This is a genomic window from Streptomyces sp. NPDC059582 (assembly GCF_042735715.1).
GTDB lineage: Bacteria > Actinomycetota > Actinomycetes > Streptomycetales > Streptomycetaceae > Streptomyces.
Map to the genome: position 1 here is coordinate 137,482 of NZ_JBHWCC010000016.1, position 17,717 is coordinate 155,198.

3 protein-coding genes and 1 pseudogene are annotated in these 17,717 nt (G+C 74.6%); 2 read left to right on the plus strand and 2 right to left on the minus strand.

Annotated features, from left to right (window positions below):
* Positions 1 to 100 precede the first annotated feature (100 nt).
* Both ACFV0T_RS16690 and ACFV0T_RS16695 read right to left on the minus strand, forming a co-directional pair.
* A complete protein-coding gene (locus ACFV0T_RS16690; RefSeq protein ID WP_385779086.1) occupies positions 101 to 13,894 on the minus strand; it encodes an SDR family NAD(P)-dependent oxidoreductase in 13,794 nt (4,597 codons plus the stop codon).
* Between the two features lie 189 nt (positions 13,895 to 14,083).
* The gene (locus ACFV0T_RS16695) at positions 14,084 to 15,808 is read right to left on the minus strand and encodes a fatty acyl-AMP ligase (protein ID WP_385779088.1); all 1,725 of its coding nucleotides are present in this window, start codon (positions 15,806 to 15,808) and stop codon (positions 14,084 to 14,086) included.
* Positions 15,809 to 16,386: 578 nt separating this feature from the next.
* Here ACFV0T_RS16695 and ACFV0T_RS16700 point away from each other — a divergent pair.
* Both ACFV0T_RS16700 and ACFV0T_RS16705 read left to right on the plus strand, forming a co-directional pair.
* Complete coding sequence (locus tag ACFV0T_RS16700) at positions 16,387 to 17,484, plus strand: chemotaxis protein (RefSeq protein WP_385779090.1); 1,098 nt, start codon at positions 16,387 to 16,389, stop codon at positions 17,482 to 17,484.
* A gap of 51 nt (positions 17,485 to 17,535) precedes the next feature.
* Positions 17,536 to 17,717: pseudogene (locus tag ACFV0T_RS16705) on the plus strand (hypothetical protein); the annotation flags it as partial.

Sequence of the window (17,717 nt, forward strand, 5' to 3'; positions counted from 1 at the left end):
CGGCGACCCACCGCCGTCGCCCGGCTTCCTCGTTCACGTCACGCATGAGAGCCCTTCACGTTGTGCACGGTCCTTTCCGTCATGGCCGCTCGGTCCCCGTTCAGCGCTGCCGCCAGGAGCGGAACGCGCGCAGGTGTTCCGGTGTGGCCACGGTCTCCAGCCGCTCGTCGTCCTGGTGACCGCCGCCCAGCGCGGCGATCAGCCGACGGGCCGGCGCGTTGCGTTCGGTGCGCTCCGCCGTCAACCTGACCTTCGTGCAGCCCAGTTCGTCGGCGCGGTCGGCCAGCCACTGGAGCAGACGTTCCTCGACCCCGCGGCCGAGCGCCCGGCAGCTCATCAGCCAGGCCAGTACGTCGAGCCGGTCGCCGTCGGCCCGGACGGCGAGGAGGCCGATCTGGCCGTAGTCGCCGAAGCGGTCGCGGGCCGCGGCCGTCCACACCTCGCCGCGCTGCCGCCAGCGGGCGAGATCGCCCCCGTCGGCGGAACGGGCTCGTAGGGTGAACTGATTGGTCCGGCGGACCAGTTGCTCGGCCCTGGGCACGTCCTCCTCGGACACCTCACGGATGTCGACCCGGAGTTCCAGCCGGGCGAGGAAGTCCTCGAACCCGCCCTCCTCACGGACGGCGTCCCGCTCCCGCTCCTGTGCGTAGAAGCGGGCCCGCAGGGCGTCCTCGGCGGTCGCCGCGGCCGGGACCAGCGGCCACAACCGGTCCAGGAAGGCGTCCAGTTCACCCGCCGGCGGGCAGGTCACCGACAGCACCTGCGGCAGTGCCGCCCGCATCTTGGCGATCTCGGCCGGGTTGTCGTCCAGGAACAGGAAGCTGTCCAGGCCCAGGTCGAGCGTGCGGGCCGCCTCCGCGAGTCGGCCCGGCTTGGGGCCCCAGGCGGCGGAGACCACACTGAAGTGCTCGGCCGCGAGCACGCTGTCCGGGCGGTCCAGGACGGCACGGACCGTGGCCTCGTCGTTGTTGCTGACCAGGACCAGCAGAGCACCGGCCGCCCGCCACTGGAGCAGCCTGCGGGCGAGCAGGGCGCGCGGTCCGGTGAGGTCCACCGCGTCGGGGCCGCTCTCGCCGGCGACCCCGCCCCACAGCGTCTCGTCGCCGTCGACGGCGATCACCTTCGGCGCGGGCCGCCGCACCGCTCGTACGACCTCGGCCAGGCGCAGGGCGACCGCGGCCTGGAAGGGCGGGGTGAAGGGCAGGTGGGCCAGTCGCTCGGTCCGCTCGTCGAAGGGTTCCTCGACGGGGTGGTGCCGGGTCCACTCGTCGCAGCCGAGGACCGCGATGCCGGGCGACTCGGCCAGTTCGGCGGCGACTTCGCGCTCCCAGCGGGTGAACCGCCGCGCCACCGCGCCGCTCGGCGGGAAGCCGACGACCAGCGGCTTGCGGGTGCGCTCGGCCAGGGCCCGCAGCGCGGCCGGGTAGGCGGTGCGCAGTTCCGCGAGCACGGTGTCGTCGAGCGGGCCGAAGCGCTCCAGGTCCGTCGCCCGCAGCAGCACCACGCCCACCGCGGTGGCGGGGTCGGCGAAGACGCCGGAGGGGTCCTGGAGGGCGGCGAGCACCTGGTGGTACGGGGCTTCGGCGACGCCCAGTTCGCCGTCGAGGGCGGCCTCGCACAGCGGCGGCAGGTTGCCGAGGGCGAAGGTGGCGGCGAGGGCGAGGGACCCGCGGGCCGCGGGCCGCGCGGTGGCGTGGGCCGGGCGGACGACCGCCCGCGGATCCTGGGCCGCCTCCGCCAGCAGTTCGAGGAACTCCTCCCCCAGCCGGGTGGTGCTCGGCGCGTCCAGGATGTCGAGGTTGTGGTCGAGGCGGACCCGCCCCGCGTCCGGAGTCATGGTGATCATCAGGTCGAGATCGGAGTAGCCCGTCCCGGCCGGCAGCACCTCCAGGTTGTCGAGGCGGCCGGCGGACCGTACGTAATTGAAGTAGACCTCGACCAGTGGGGCGTCGGGCCGGTGCAGGCCCTGTCGGGCGAGGGTGGCGAGGACGTCGGAGAACATGGCGCCCTTGGCCAGGATCCGTCGCAGCCGCTCGTCCGTGCGGCGCAGCACCTCCTCGACCGTGTCGTCCGGCCGGGCCTGGGCCGGGAACGGCACGGGGATGCCGTAGAAACCCACCGCGCCGTGGGCGTCGGCGTGGATGCGGGTGTCCACGGGCACGGCGAGCACGAACCGCTCGCGTTCGCGCATCCTCGCGAGCAGGACGGTCAGGGTGCCGAGGCAGAAGGCGGCGGGGGTGACGGCGAGACGGCTCGCGACCGTCGAGACGCGTTCCAGGAGGCCTTCGGGGAGGACGACGGTGACACTGCCGGCCCGGTAGGTCCGGTTCGCGGGGCGCGGCCCGGCGAGGGTGAGGTCGAGGCGCTCGCTGCCGTGGAACGCCTCGCGCCAGTCGGCGCCCGAGCCCTCGCCGCCCTGTTGGGCCTCGATCAGCAGGTCGACGTCCCGGTTGGTGAGCGTGCCGTCGAGCTCGGTGCCGGAGAGTTCGGCGTCGATCTCCGCGGCCACGAGCAGCAGCGACTGGAGGTCGCTGACCGCGTGGTGGGCGCCGAACACGAGGATCTGGCCCGCCGCCGCGCGGTCGAGCAGTTCGAACCGCCACAGCGAGGTGCGCGCCAGGTCGAACGGCAGCTCCAGCAGCGCCCGGAGCGTGTCGGCGGCGTCGGACCCGCCGTCGCCGGTGGTCCAGCGCAGCACCGGATCGGCCGGTGCGCGATCCACGCGCAGGTGCCGTGTGCCGTCGGCAGCCGTGACGACGGCGGTGCGCAGGGCCGCGTGCCGGGCGACGAGCCGGGTCAGGATGCCGGTGAGCGTCTCCCGGGTGGTCGGCACGGTGAGCCGGACGGCGAGGCCGACGGCGTGTGCCGCGCCGGGCATGCCGGCCCGGGCACTGCGCAGCAGGCGTACCACGTCACGGGTAGCGGGCCGCAGCTGTGTCTCGGGCACCTCGGTGGGCCGGTCGGCCGCCCGCTGCGGGACCTCGGCGCGTTCCGGCAGGCCGTCGGCGAGGGCTCGGGCGAGGCCGCGGATGTCGGCGGCGGCGAACAGGTCCGCGGTGGGCAGTTCGACGCCCAGCTCGCGGGCGAAGGCGTTGCGCAGCCGCACCAGCATGAGGGAGTCCAGGCCCAGTTCCTTCAGCGCGGTGGTGGCGGCCGCGTCCACGAGGCCGCCGGAGACCTCGACCACCCGGGCGCGTACGTAGGTCTCCAGCCAGGCGACGCGGTCGTCGGCGCTCGCCGCGAACACCTTCTTCACGAGGTCGTCCGAAGCGGTCGGGCCGGTCGGGGCGGTGACCAGGTCGGCCAGGATCGGGCGGGTGCGGGCCGCGTCCGGGTCGAGGGCCAGCAGCTCCCGGTCGAGGGCGACGGGGGCGAGCTGGCGCCGGGAGGTGCCCAGGACGCGCTCGAACAGCTCGCCGCCCTCCTGCGGGGAGAAGGCGACGAGGCCCGAGCGGCCGGTCTCGGCGGCCCGGGTGTCGGACCCGGCGACCATCCCGACGCCGGCCCAGGCGCCCCAGTCGAGGCTCAGCGCGTGGCGGCCGGTGCGGGACAGGTGGTGGGCCCAGGCGTCGAGGAAGGCGTTGGCCGCCGCGTACGGGCCCTGTCCGGCGGAGCCGAGGAGGCCGGCCACGGAGGAGAACAGGACCAGGTTGCCGGCCTCGGGAGCCAGTTCGGTGAGCAGCGCGGTGCCCAGCACCTTGGGTGCGAGGACCCGCAGGACGCGTTCGTCGGTCAGGTTGGCGAGGGTGGCGTCGTCGAGGACACCGGCCGCGTGCACGATCCCGGCGAGGGGGCCGCTCTCGCGTCGCAGGGTGTCCAGGGCGGCCGTCAGGGCGGCGCGGTCGGAGACGTCGGCGCGGGCGAGGTGCACGGTGACACCGCGCGCCTCGATGTCCTGGATCCAGCGGGCGGTGTCCGCGTCGGGCGTGCCCCGGCTCATCAGGGCCAGCCGACGGACGCCCCGCCGGACCAGCCGTTCGGCGACGACCCGGCCGAGGCCGCCGAGGCCGCCGGTGATCAGGTGGACGCCGTCCGGGGCGGTTCCGTGGCCCTCGTGGTCGTCGGGGCGGGTGCGGGCCAGACGTGGCACGAACCGGCCCGCGTCGCGCACGGCGACGAGCCGTTCGTCGTCCGCGTGCCACAGCTGTGTCCACAGGGCGTCGGCCCCGCCGTCGGCGGGCAGGTCGACGAGGGTGGTCGCCAGCTCCGGGTGCTCCTGCGCCACGGTGAGGGCGAAGCCCCACGCGAGCGCCTGCTGAGGGTACGTCACCTGTGCGCTTTCACCCACGGGTTGGGTGCCGCGCACGACGACGAACAGGCGGGGTGCGCGGCCGGGTCGCGGGCGGTCGGCGAGCGCGCGCACCAGGTGCAGGGTGCTCAGGCAGCACGACCGGGCGGCTTCCTCGGCGGTACGGGTGTCCTCGATCGTGGGGGCGTCGAGGGCGGACAGCTGGACCACCCGCTCGGGCGGCCCGTCCGCGAAGGCCTCGTCGAGGAGGCGGGCCAGCTGCCGGGGGTCGGCGGTGTCGAGGACGTAGCGGCCGGCCCCCTCCGGCTCGTAGGCCCGGCCCCTGCGGGCGATCACGTGCGGTACCGAGGTGCCCAGTCGCCGGGCGAGGTCGGCGGCCGTGCCGGTGTCGTCGGCGAGGATCAGCCAACTGCCCGTGGTGGGCGGTTCCTGGGCGACCGGGCGGGGCTGCCAGCGGGTCTCGAAGAGCGCGCCGTCCAGCGGGGAGAGCGCGGCGAGGCGGAACTCCGTAGCCTCCAGCAGCAGTTGCTCGCGCTCGTCCCACAGCCGCAGGTCGAGGGTGGCGGTGTCCGCGGTCATCGAGCGCAGTTCGCAGGTCACCCAGGCGGGCGTGGTCCGCAGTCCGGTGTGCCGCAGCCGTCCGAACCCGGCGGGCACGAAGGCCCGGCCCTGCGGTGCGTCGGCCGGCAGCGCGGCGGCGTGGAAGGCGGCGTCGAGGACGGCCGGATGCAGCAGGTGTCCGGCGGCGGGGCGGGAGGTGAGGCGGCCGAGCGCCTCGGTGGCGTTGCGGTGACCGGTCTCCAGGCCGCGGAAGAGCGGTCCGTAGTCGATGCCGAGGGCGGCGAGCCGGGCGTACACGGCCGGTATGTCGACCTGCTCGGTGCATCGCTCGCGCAGGTCGGCGAGGGGTGTGCCGGTCGTGGTCCGCGGGGCGCTGACGGCGACCCGGCCCTCGACGTGCCGCTCCCAGCGGGCGCGCCGCTCACCGGCCGGCCGGGAGGAGACGGTGAAGGCCCGGAAGCCGTCCTCGGCGGGCCGCAGCAGCAGTTGCAGCCGTACGGGCCGGGCCGCGTCCAGCCGCAGGGGCTGGACGAGGCCCACGTCGGCGAGCGTCACCTCGCCGCCGTCCTGGAGCGTGGCCGCGGCCTCCAGTGCCAGGTCGAGGAAGGCGGCGCCGGGCAGCCAGACCTCGCCGGTGACCTGGTGGTCGGTCAGGTAGGCGAATCGGCTGTCGCGCAGGTCGATGTCGCTCTGGAAGAGGTGCCGGTCGGGTTCGTCGCTGGCCTCGACGTGGGTGCCGAGCAGCGGCGAGCCGCCGGTGGCGGTGGCCGGTGCGGGGGCGAGCCAGTGACGTTCGCGGGCGAAGGCGTACGTGGGCAGGTCGGACCGGCGGCCCTCGCCGTCCGGGAACAGCGCGGTCCAGTCGGGGGTGCGCCCGGCCGCGTACAGCTCCCCTGCCCTGCGCAGGAGTACGGCGGGGCCGTCCTGCTGTCGGCGCAGTGAACCGACACCCACGGCGTCGATCCCGGCCTCGGCCGCCACAGCCTCGACGGCGGGGAGCAGCGAGGGGTGCGGGCTCAGCTCGACGAAGTAGCGGTAGCCGTCGTCCAGCATGCGCCGGACGGTGTCAGCGAAGCGGACGGGCCGGGCGAGGTTGGCGTACCAGTAGGCGGGGTCGAGACGGTCGCCCGGTATGGGCTCGGCCAGCACCGTCGAGTACAGGGGCGTGGGCGTGCGCGAGCCCCGGACGCCGCAGATGCGGTCGAGGAGTTCGTCGCGCAGGGGGTCCATCAGGGGGGTGTGCGAGGCGAACGGCGTCGACAACGGGCGGGCGCCGACGCCCTGTTCGTCCAGTCGGCCGCGGAGTTCGGCGAGCGCGTCGGCGTCCCCGGAGATCGCGGTGGAGCGGGCGCTGTTGACCGCCGCGACGAACAGCCGGTCCGGGTAGGGCGCGAGGAGTGCCTCGGCCTCGGCGGCCGGCAGTTCCACGGCGAGCATGCCGCCCCGCCCGACCAGGGGGACGACCGTCTGCGCGCGACCGGTCACGACGGTCACGGCGTCGTCCAGGGTGAGGGCGCCCGCGCAATAGGCGGCGGCGATCTCACCGAGGCTGTGGCCGACGACGGCGTCGGGGGCGACGCCGAGGGCGCGCCAGGCGGCGGCGAGTGAGGAGTTGACCGCGAAGAGGACCGGTTGCAGGTACTCGGTCCGGTCCAGCGGGGAGAACTCCTCCGGCGCCCGCAGCACGTTGCGGACCGACCAGCCCGCCTGGCGGTGGATCGCCTCGTCGATCCGGGCGAGCTCCTCGCGGAACGGCCTGGACCCGGCCGCCAGTTCCACGGCCATGCCGGGCCACTGTCCGCCGTGTCCGGCGAGGACGAAGGCCACCTTGCCGGTCCGGTCCTCGCGGGGCGCGGCGAGGGGCGCGCGACCGGACGCCAACGCGTCGAGATGGGCGACAAGTTCGTCGCGGTCGCCCGCCACGAACGCGGTGCGCCGCTCGAAGTGGCTGCGGTGCCGGGCGAGGGTGTGGGCGACGTCCGGGAGGCCGGTGTCGTCGCTGACGTGCCGGGCCAGCCGCGCCGCCTGTGCGCGGGCGGCGGCCTCGGTCCGTCCGGACAGCACGAACAGCCGCTTCTCCGGGGCGATCTCGGTCCGTGCCGGGAGCTCGGTGGGCGGCGCCTCCTCGACGATCACGTGGGCGTTGGTGCCGCTGATGCCGAAGGCGCTGACACCGGCGCGCCGTGGCCGCTCCCCCGTGGCGGGCCAGTCCACCGTCCGCCGGAGCAGTTCCAGTCCGCTGTCGGCCCAGTCGACGTGGCGGCTGGGTCGGTCCGCGTGCAGGGTGGCCGGCAGGGTCCGGTGACGCAGGGACTGGACCACCTTGATCAGGCCGGCGACGCCGGAGGCCGCCTGGGTGTGCCCGATGTTGGATTTCAGCGAGCCCAGGTAGAGCGGGCGGTCCGTGGGCCGGGAGGCGCCGAAGACCTCCGCGAGGGCGTTCGCCTCGATCGGGTCGCCCAGGGTGGTGCCGGTGCCGTGGGCCTCGACGTAGTCGATGTCGGCGGGGTCGAGCCGGGACAGCTCCAGGGCCCGCCGGACCACCTGTTCCTGTGCGGGGCCGTTCGGCGCGGACAGGCCCTGGCTGCGGCCGTCCTGGTTGACGGCCGTGCCGCGCAGCAGTGCGAGCACCTCGTCGCCGTCCCGGCGGGCGTCGCTCAGCCGCTTGAGTACGAGCATGCCGGCGCCCTCGGCCCAGACGGCGCCGTCGGCGTCGTCGGAGAAGGAGCGGCAGCGGCCGGTCGTGGACAGGCCGCGCAGTCGGCTGAACTCGACGAAGGTCTGTGGTGTGACCATCAGGGTCACACCGCCCGCGAGGGCGAGGTCGCACTCACCGGAGCGCAGCGCCTGGGCCGCCAGATGGGTGGCGACCAGGGCGGACGAGCAGGCCGTGTCCACGGTGAGCGCCGGACCGTGCAGGCCCAGGGTGTAGGCGAGCCGGCCCGAGGCCACGCTCAGCGCCGACCCGGTGCCGACGTACCCGTCGAGCTGATCGAGCCGGGAGCCCGACAGATAGTCGCTGCCGAACATGCCGACGTACACACCGGTGGTGCTGCCCGCCAGGTCGGCGGGCACGATCCCGGCCCGCTCCAGGGACTCCCAGGCGGTCTCCAGGAGCAGGCGCTGCTGCGGGTCCATGGCGGCGGCTTCCTTCGGGGTGATGCCGAAGAACCCCGCGTCGAACGACTCGATGTCGTCGAGGAAACCGCCTTCGCGGGCGTAGGTCTTGCCCGGGGCGTCGGGGTCGGGGTCGTAGAGCGACTCGACGTCCCAGCGTCCCGCGGGGAACGGGCCGACGGCGTCCCGGCCGTCGACGACCAGGCGCCACAGGTCGTCGGGGTCGCAGACGCCGCCGGGGAGGCGGCAGGCCATGGACACGACGGCGATCGGCTCGTCGGCGGCCGTGGTCGTGGCCGGAGTCCGGAGTGGCCCGGCCCGGCGCATCGCGCCGCTGTCCGGCGCGAGGGCGGTGCTGAGCAGGTACGCGGCGAGGCGGCCCGGGCTCGGGTGGTCGAAGAGCAGGGTGGCGGGGAGCCTGGCACCGATGCGGGTGCCGATGCGGTTGCGGAGTTCGACAGCCGTCATCGAGTCCATGCCGAGGTCGCGCAGCGGCTGGTCGGGCCGGACGGAGTCGGCCGAGCGCAGGCCGAGGGCGCGGGAGGCCTCCTCGCGGACCAGGGCGAGGACCCGTTCGGCGCGTTCGGCCTCGGGCAGCCGGGCCAGGCGTTCCGCCAGGCCGCCGGGCTGCCCGGTGGTGCGGGGCGCGGGAAGCAGCGAGCGCCACAGCGTCCCGTCGGCTGCCGCGCTCTCGCGCAGGCGGGGCAGGTCCAGGATCCAGGCCACGAGGTGCGGGGCGCCTCGGCGCAGGGCGAGGTCGGTGAGGTCGCGGCCCTGTTCGGGGGTGAGGGCGCGGTATCCCGCGCGGGCCATCCGCTCCAGGTCGGCGTGCTCGGCGGCCAACCCCTCACCGGCCCAGGCTCCGAAGGCGACGGCGGTGCCGGGCAGACCCAGGGCCCTGCGGTGGTGGGCGAGTTGGTCGAGGAAGACGTTGGCCGCCGCGTAGTTGCCCTGGCCGGCGTTTCCGACGACGCCGGCCGCCGAGGAGACCAGCAGGAACAGGCCGAGCGGCAGGTCGGCGGTGAGCCGGTGGAGGTGGGCGGCACCGTCGGCCTTGGGGCGCAGTACCCGGGTGAGGCGTTCGGGCGTCAGGTCGGCGATCACTCCGTCGTCCAGGACACCGGCACAGTGCACGACACCGCGCAGCGGCCGCTCGTCGCCGATGGCGGCGAGCACGGCGGCGAGGGCGTTCGGATCGGCGACGTCGCAGGCCGCGACGTCGACCTCGGCGCCGAGTGCGGCGAGTTCGGCCATGGCCCCGGCCGCGCGTGGGTCGGCGCCTCCCTGGCGGGACGTCAGCAGCAGGCGTGGTACGCCCTGTTCGGCGAGCAGCCGGGCGAGGTGGCGGCCGACCGCTCCGAGACCGCCGGTGATCAGCACGGTGCCGTCGGTGGGCAGGGAGGCGGCCGGCTTCGCCGCGCGGGCCCGTATGAGTCGCGGGGCGAGCAACGTGGTGGCCCGGACGGCGAGTTCGGGTTCGGCGGGATGCGCGAGGGCGGCGGTGAGCTCTTCGGGGACGGTGTCGTCGAGGTCGAGCAGGGTCAGCCCGAGGTCGGGGTGCTCGGTGCGAGCGCTGCGGGCCAGGCCCCACAGCACGGACTGGGCGAGCCCGGGCACGCCGTCGCCGTCACCGGCCGCGACCGCTCCGCGCGTGACCCATACGGTCCGGGCGGGCGCCTCGCCCGGCGGCAGGGCGATCAGCGCCTGCAGCTCGGCGAGCGCATCGGCCGCCAACTCATGGGCGACGGAGGCTGGTTCCGTGCCCTGCGGCGGGCGCGGCCAGATCCGTACGACGACGTCGGCGTCCGTGTCACGCACCGGGACGCCCGCCGCGGCGAGGGCGCGCAGGATCGATCCGACCACGGGGTCCGACGGCTCGCCGCGCACGGACCACGTGCCGCCGTGCGGCTGCGCCGGTGGCACCTGCGTCCACGCCACCTCGTACAGATGGCGGCCGTTCTCCGCGCCGGTGTTCAGGTCCGCCGGGTTCACCGCCCGCAGCCGGACGCCCTCGAGCCGGCCCGCCGGGAGGCCGTCGGCGTCCCACAGGGACACGTCCAGCGTGAGGTCGGTCGCCGAGCCGCCGGTGCGCCGGACGGAGGCGGTGAGCTCGGTCGCACCGCCGGGCGGCAGCACGCAGCGGCCCACCGATACGGGCAGCAGCACCCGGGGATCGGACGGGTCGAGCGCGGCGGCCACGTGCAGGGCCGCGTCGAGCAGTGCGGGATGGACGGGGTAGGGGTCGGCCACGTCCCGGGCCACGGCGGGCAGCGACAGCCGGGCCAGCAGCTCGCCGTCGCCGGTCGGGACGGCCTCCCGCACGCCCCGGAAGGCGGGGCCGTAGCCGAGGCCGAGCGCGGTGAGGCGGTCGTAGCCGTCCGGGCTCCAGGCGGGTTCGGCGGCCTGCGGCCACTCGGGCGGCGCTCCGTTCGTCGTCGGCGCGGGCGGGGCCGCGGACGCCGTCGCGTGCAGGGTCCAGCCGACGGCCTCGGCGCCGCGCGGGCGGCTGTGCACGGTGACTTCCGGCACGGGGCCCGCGGTGCTCACCTCGACGGACACCTCGACCGTGCCGGTGGACGGCAGGGTGAGGGGGCTGAGCAGGAGCAGGTCGGCGACATCGGCCGGCCGGTCCGGGCGGGCCGTGTCGAGGGCGGCGCGGCACAGTTCCAGCAGGGTCGTGCCGGACACCACGGTCCGGCCGAACACGGCGTGGTCGGGCAGCCAGTCGGTGGTGGCGGGCGACCATTCGTCGCGGAAGGTCCAGCGGGTCTCGTCGGCGGACTGGAGCTGGATGCCGAGCAACGGGTGCGCGGCGCGGTCGAAGAGGCCGGGCCCGCCGGTGGCGGACTCGGGCTCGGTCCAGTGGCGCTGTGGGTCCCAGGCGTAGGTGGGCAGGTCGGCCGGACCGGTGACGGGGACCAGCCGACGCCAGTCGATCGGCCGTCCGTGGACGTGGAGTTCGGCCGCCGCCAGGTCGAGGCAGGTGGGTCCGTCCTCGTCGCGGCGCAGGGAGCCGACGGCGACGAGGTCGTGGCCGGCGTCCTCACCGACCGTACGCAGGGCGGTCGACAGGGCCGGGTGAGGGCTCAGTTCGACGAAGTGGCGGTAGCCGTCGGCCGCCATGCGCTCCACGGTGGCCGCGAAGCGGACCGGTTCGCGCAGGTTGGTGTACCAGTAGTCGGCTTCGAGTGCCTCGGTGACGGGTTCGCCGGTGACCGTGGAGTACCAGGCGACGGACGTGGGGCAGGTGGTGACGCCGTCGAGTTCGTCGAGGATCGTCGCGCGGACCGCTTCGACCTGGGTGCTGTGGGAGGCGTAGTCGACGTCGAGGCGGCGGACGAAGACCTGTTCCCGGTCGAGGTCGGCGAGCAGGGCCTCCAGGGGCTCGACGGCGCCGGCGAGGACCGTCGAACGGCCGCTGTTGACGGCGGCGACCGAGACCGCGTCGTCGAGGCCGGCGAGCCGGGCCGCCACCTCGGTGTGCGGGAGGGCGACGACGGCCATGGTGCCGGAGCCGGACAGTCCGGTCAGGGCCTGGCTGCGCAGGGCGACCACGGCCGCCGCGTCGCTGAGACTGAGCGCCCCGGCGACGCAGGCCGCGGCGACCTCGCCCTGGCTGTGCCCGATCACCGCGTCCGGCCGTACACCACGCGCCCGCCACACCGCGGCCAAGGACACCATCACCGCGAAGAGCACCGGCTGTACGACGTCCACGCGCTCCAGGGAGGGGGCGCCCGCGTCACCACGCAGGACGGCCGCCACGGACCACTCGGTGAACGGGCGCAGGGCGCCGTCGCAGCGGTCGAGTTCGTCCGCGAACACCGGGTCGCGCTCCAGCAGGTCCCGGGCCATGCCCGCCCACTGCGCGCCCTGCCCGGGGAAGACGAAGGCCACCCTGCCCGCGGGGAGGGCCCGCCGGGGGCCGACGGTCAGGTCGGGGTCGGCCGTTCCGGCGGCCAGCGCGCGCAGGGCGGTGCGCAGTTCGTCACGGTCTCCGGCGCGCAGGACCGCGCGCTGCTCGAAGTGGGTGCGGTGGTGGGCGAGCGTCGCGCCGACCGAGGGCAGCGGCGGGCCGGGGTGCGCGTCGAGGGCGTCGAGGAGGCGGGCGGCCTGGCCGCGGAGGGCGGGGAGCGTACGGGCGGAGAGCGGGAAGAGGGTGGATCCCTGGCGGTGTCCGGCATCCGTCGAAGCGTCAGAAGCGGTACGGGCAAGGGCGGCACGATCACCGGCACCGGCACCAGCACCGGCACCGGCACCGGCACTGGCACTGGCACTGGCACTGGCACTGGCACTGGCACCGGCACCAACGTCCTCGCCAACGCCGTCGGACAGCTCCCCCGGCGCCTCCTCCAGCACCACGTGCGCGTTCGTCCCGCTGATGCCGAACGCGCTCACCCCGGCCCGCCGCACCCGGTCCGCGCGCCGCGGCCATGACTGCGATGCGCTGTGCACGCGCAGGCCGCCGCGCGCCCAGTCGACGTGCTCGGTCGGGGTCCCGGCGTGCAGGGACGCCGGGATCCGCTCGTGACCGAGGGCCAGTACCGTCTTGATGACGCCGCCGATGCCGGCCGCGGCCTGGGTGTGGCCGATGTTCGACTTCAGGGAACCGACGCCGAGCGGCCGGTCGGCCGGGCGGTCCGGCCCGAAGACGGCGGCCAGCGCGTTGCCCTCGATGGGGTCGCCGAGCCGGGTGCCGGTGCCATGGGCCTCGACGTGGTCGATGTCCTCGGGGCGCAGGCCGGCCGCGTGCAGTGCGGCGCGCAGCACCCGTTCCTGGGCGAGGCCGTTGGGGGCACTCAGGCCCTGGCTGCGGCCGTCCTGGTTGATCGCCGAGCCCTTGACGACGGCGAGGACCCGGTCGCCGTCACGGCGGGCGTCCACGAGCCGCTTGAGCAGCACCAGGCCGCAGCCCTCGGCCCACACCACGCCGTCCGCGTCGGCCGAGAAGGGGCTGCACCTGCCGGACGGAGACAGGCCGCGCAGCCTGCTGAACTCCACGTGTCCGCGCGGGGTGACCAGCAGGGTCGCGCCGCCCGCGAGCGCCAGGTCGCACTCACCGCTCGCCAGGGCCCGGGCGGCGAGGTGGAGAGCGACGAGGGAGGAGGAGCAGGCGGTGTCGACGGTGACGGCCGGACCCTGGAGGCCGAGGGTGTAGGCGATGCGCCCGGAGGCGACACTGGACGCCGAGCCGGTGCCCACGTGGCCGTCGAGCCGGTCGAGGGACGCGGCGGCCAGGTAGCCGCTGTCGTAGAGGCCGATGTAGACGCCGGTGCAGGTGCCGTTCAGGGTCTCGGGGAGGATTCCGGCCCGCTCGACGGCCTCCCAGCCGGTCTGCAGCAGCAGCCGCTGCTGGGGGTCCATGGCGGCGGCCTCGCGCGGCGAGATGCCGAAGAAGGGCGCGTCGAAGCGGTCGATGCCGTCGAGGTATCCGCCACGCAACGTGTAGGCCTTGCCGGTGGCCCCGGGATCGGGATCGAGGAGTCCCCGGGTGTCCCAACGGCCCGCGGGAACGTCGGAGATGGCGTCCTCACCGGCGGCCAGCAGTCGCCACAGCGCCTCGGGGTCGTCGGCGCCGCCGGGGAAACGGCAGGCCATGGAGATGATCGCGATGTCGTCGTCGGCCTGTGCGGGCGGCTGAGCGGACTCCGTCCGCATGGGTTGCCGAACTGACTCCGCCCCGACGGTGGGCCGTTCGTCGAGTACCGCGTCGGCGAGCGCGGCGATGGTGGGGTGGCTGAACAGGAAGGACGGCTCCAGGGTGCGGCCGACGTGCTCGGACAGCTCGACTCCCAGGGCGACCAACTGCCGCGACCCCAGGCCGAACTCGGCGAGCGGCCGGTGCGGGTCGACGGTCAGCGGGTCGAGTCCGGCCGTCTCGGCGACGGCCGACGCCAGCCAGGCCCGTACGCCCTCGGTGGTCGTCAGGGACGGGTCGGGGGTCTGCTTCGGGGACTCGTTCGCAGGCATCGGGAAAAGGTGTCCTCGTGAACTGGGGCTCAGGCGGAATTCCGTACGCCCGAGGCGCGAATGCCGGTGGCGTGGCGGCGGCTGCGGGTGTGCGCGGCCCGCGGGGCAGGACGGCGTGCGCGGGGGCGTGAGCCGGGCCGCGGCCGGTGTCGGACCGCCGGCGCGCGCGGGGCACGCCGGTGGACGGTGTCATCGCGGGGCGGGCGCGCCGACCGGGGAGAGGGTGCCGTCGAGGTAGGCGGCGCGGGAGGCGCGGCGCTGGATCTTCCCGCTGGACGTCTTCGGGATGGTGCCGGGGTGGACGAGGACGACGTCGTGCACGGGCAGGCCGTGGGCCTCGCCGATCGCGGCGCGCACCAGGTCGGTGATCTTCTCGGTCTCGTCGGCCGCGTCGGCGGACACCTCGGCGACGAGGACGGGCAACTCGCCCTCCACCCCGGCGTCGACGGAGAAGGCGGCGGTGCAGCCGGGCCGCAGTGCCGGGTGGGACATCTCGGCGGCGAGTTCCAGGTCCTGCGGGTAGTGGTTGCGGCCGTCGACGACCATCAGGTCCTTCAGCCTGCCGGTGACGAACAGTTCGCCGTCGCGCAGGAATCCGAGGTCGCCGGTGCGCAGGAAGCGGCCTTCGTGGCCGGCCAGGGTGGCCCGGAAGGTCTGGCGGGTGGCGAGAGCGTTGCGCCAGTAGCCCTTGGCCACGCTCGCGCCGCTCACCCAGATCTCGCCGACCTCGCCCTCCGGGAGTTCGACGTGCTGTTCGGGGTCGGCGACCGCCACGGTCATGCCGGGGCCGGGCCGGCCGCAGCCGATCGCGGCCGCGTCCGTCGCACCGGAGTGCGGTCCCGAACCGTCGGCGTCGAGGAGGACCGGCGCGGCGTCGACCGAGCCGCCGGTGACCATCACGGTGGCCTCGGCCAGGCCGTAGCACGGGTAGAAGGCCTCGCGGCGGAAGCCCGCCGGGGCGAACGTCCCGGTGAATCGCCGCAGGGTGGCGGCGCGCACGGGTTCGGCGCCGTTGAAGGCGACCTTCCACGAACTCAGGTCGAGGGCGTCGACGAGTTCGGGGGTGGCGTGCTTCAGGCACAGCTCGTACGCGAAGTTGGGGCCGCCGCTGGTGTGCGGGCGGTAGCGGCTGATCGCGGTGAGCCAGCGGTCGGGCCGCTGAAGGAAGTGCAGCGGCGAGAAGAGCGTGGCGGTCACCCCGAGGTAGACGGTGTTCAGGACCGGGCCGATGAGGCCCATGTCGTGATACGTCGGCAGCCAGCTGAGGAGCAGCTCACCGTCGTACTCCTCGATGGTGTCGGGGGTGTGGCCCATCCGTTCGGTGATGACCCGCTCGTTGTCGAGCAGGTTCCCGTGGGTCACGGCCACGCCCTTCGGGGCGGAGGTGGAGCCGGAGGTGTACTGGAGGAAGGCGACCGAGTCGGCGGTGAGGTCGGGTTCGGTCCAGGAGTCCGCCGCGTCGTCGGGTATGTCCTCGGTCACCACGCAGGTGACATCGACGAGTTCGGGCAGGTGCCGCGCCATGTCGGCCAGGGCGGCGACGACTTCACGGCCACCCAGGATCACCTTGGCGTCGGCGTCGGCGATCAGACGCTTCATCCGGGTCAGGGCCCGGTGGTTCTGCGCCCGGCCCCGCGGGGGTACGCCCGGTACGGCGATCACGCCGGCCGAGAGGCAGCCCAGGTAGCCGGAGATGAACTCCAGGCCGGGTGGGTAGAGCAGCATGGCGCGGGAGCCGGCCAGCCCGCGGTCCTGGAGCCAGGCGGCGACGGCCCGGGAGCGGCGGGCCAGGCGGGCGTAGGAGATGTCCGCCGTCTCTCCGTCACTGTCACCCGTGACGAGGTAGCGGTAGGCGATGCGGTCGGGCCGTTGCGAGGCGTGCGTGGTCAGGACATCAACCAGGGAACGAGCCATGTGACGAGATTCACCTGTCCGAATCAATGAGAAGGGCACTGGAGTTCGAGAGTCGCGTGCCGCTGATGCGCGGAATTCGCTGTCGATCCGGCCCCCTTGCCAGATCGCCCGTCTCGACAACCCGCCCGGGAAGTCGCGGCACCCCGGCCGCCCACTCCCCGCGTCCCCCGCTCGGCGTGTTACCAACGGGTAGACCATAGCAAGTCCGTTCGCCCGGAAGGCCGGACTCATGTAAACCCTGCGTGTCGGCCAACTGGCCTGTGACCAGGACTAATTGCGCGTTAAACCGATCGCGTCGACCGGTGTGCGGAGGCGTGCGCCGATGTCGTCGGAACTCCACAGGGCCCCGCACGATCGGACAGGTCACGCGGTGCCCATGACCGCGCCCGCACCCCGGAACGCGCCCGACCGGACCATGGAGCAGCCGACGACCATGGCGGTCAGGGTCGGCAGGCTCGCCCTCCGCGGCGACCACGCGGCGGGCACGAACACCCGAACTGCGAAAATGCCGAGATGATCCGAATGATCGGCTGACTCCCCCAAATGCCTGATACGCGGATCAGTCCTATCGTTCTGTTATGGAGCACGCACTCAGTCCCGCGACCCTCACCGAGCTGCGTCGGCCCCGCCCGTACCCGGCGGTGTCCGTCCTGACCCCGACCCACCGCCGTGAGCCCGACAGCACCCAGGACCCGGTCCGGCTGCGCAATGTGCTGGCCGAGGCCAAGCGACAGCTGGAGTCCGATCCCGCGGTCACGCGGGAGCGGCGCACGGAAGTCGTCGACCAGCTGGACCGGGCGCTGGCCGAGATCGACCTCGCGCACGCCGAGGACGGCCTGGTGATCTTCGCCGCCCCGGGTGAGCACCAGGTGTGGTCGCTGGCGCGTGCGGTGCCGGAACGGGTGGTCCTCTCGGACACCTTCCTGACCCGCAACCTGGTCTCCGCGCAGGCCGCCGAGCGGCCGTTCTGGGTGATGTCGGTCTCGGCGGACCGCGTCACGCTGTGGAACGGCGGCGTCGACCGCGTCACCGAGGAGCACCTCGGCGGCTTCCCGCTGACGCGGGGCACCGAGAACTTCGACGCCGAGCGCCGGCAACGGATCGGCGACCTGCCCAGCACCTTCCGCGACGAGGACACCCGCCACTTCTTGCGCGAGGCGGACACCGCGATGGGCAGGATCCTGCGCGGCGATCCGCGTCCGCTGTACGTCACCGGCGAGCAGGCGGCGCTGTCCCTGCTCGACGAGATCGCCGGCAGCGCCAGCGGGAACGCGGTGCACATCCCGCACGGCGGTCTCGCGCACGGCTCCCCCGAGGCGGTGTGGCAGGCCGTACGTCCCCTGGTGGCCGCCGAGGGCCGCAAGGGCGTGGACAGCGTGAACCGGGAGCTCGAATCCGCCCGCGGCCGCAAGGAGTTCGCGGCCGGGGTGGACGAGGTCTGGCGCAACGCCCGGGAGGCGCGGATCCGGCTGCTCGCCGTCGAGGAGAACTACCGCGTCACCGTGCGCGACGACGGTGACCATCTGATCCCGGCCGTCAGCGGCGATCTGGACGCCCGCGAGGACATCGTGGACGAGATCGTCGAGCAGTGCCTGGAGACGGGCGCGGAAGTGCGCTTCGTACCGGACGGCACCCTGGGTGACGCCCCGGGGATCGCGGGAGTGCTTCGCTACTGAGCCGGGTCCCGGCACCCGGGCCCTCTTGACGACCATGAAACGCTGGTCGCCGTGGAGTCGCTGGAGCCGCCCCGGTGCGCACCGCCCGCGGACCGCGGTCCCGGCGCCGTGTTCGTGTGCCGGACCGCCGTGCCCGCTCGTCGGCCGCCGGTGTCCCGGTCCCGCCTCGGCCGCCCGGTCGCGGCGCTGCCCGGCGCACGCGGCCTTCCCGGACGACCGGCCCTGCCCGGCGC

What these genes read in the sequence shown, in the direction of transcription:
- ACFV0T_RS16690 (WP_385779086.1), bottom strand. Translation starts at nt 13,894, where the DNA reads ATGCCTGCGAACGAGTCCCCGAAGCAGACCCCCGACCCGTCCCTGACG.
- ACFV0T_RS16695 (WP_385779088.1), bottom strand. Translation starts at nt 15,808, where the DNA reads ATGGCTCGTTCCCTGGTTGATGTCCTGACCACGCACGCCTCGCAACGG.
- ACFV0T_RS16700 (WP_385779090.1), top strand. Translation starts at nt 16,387, where the DNA reads ATGGAGCACGCACTCAGTCCCGCGACCCTCACCGAGCTGCGTCGGCCC.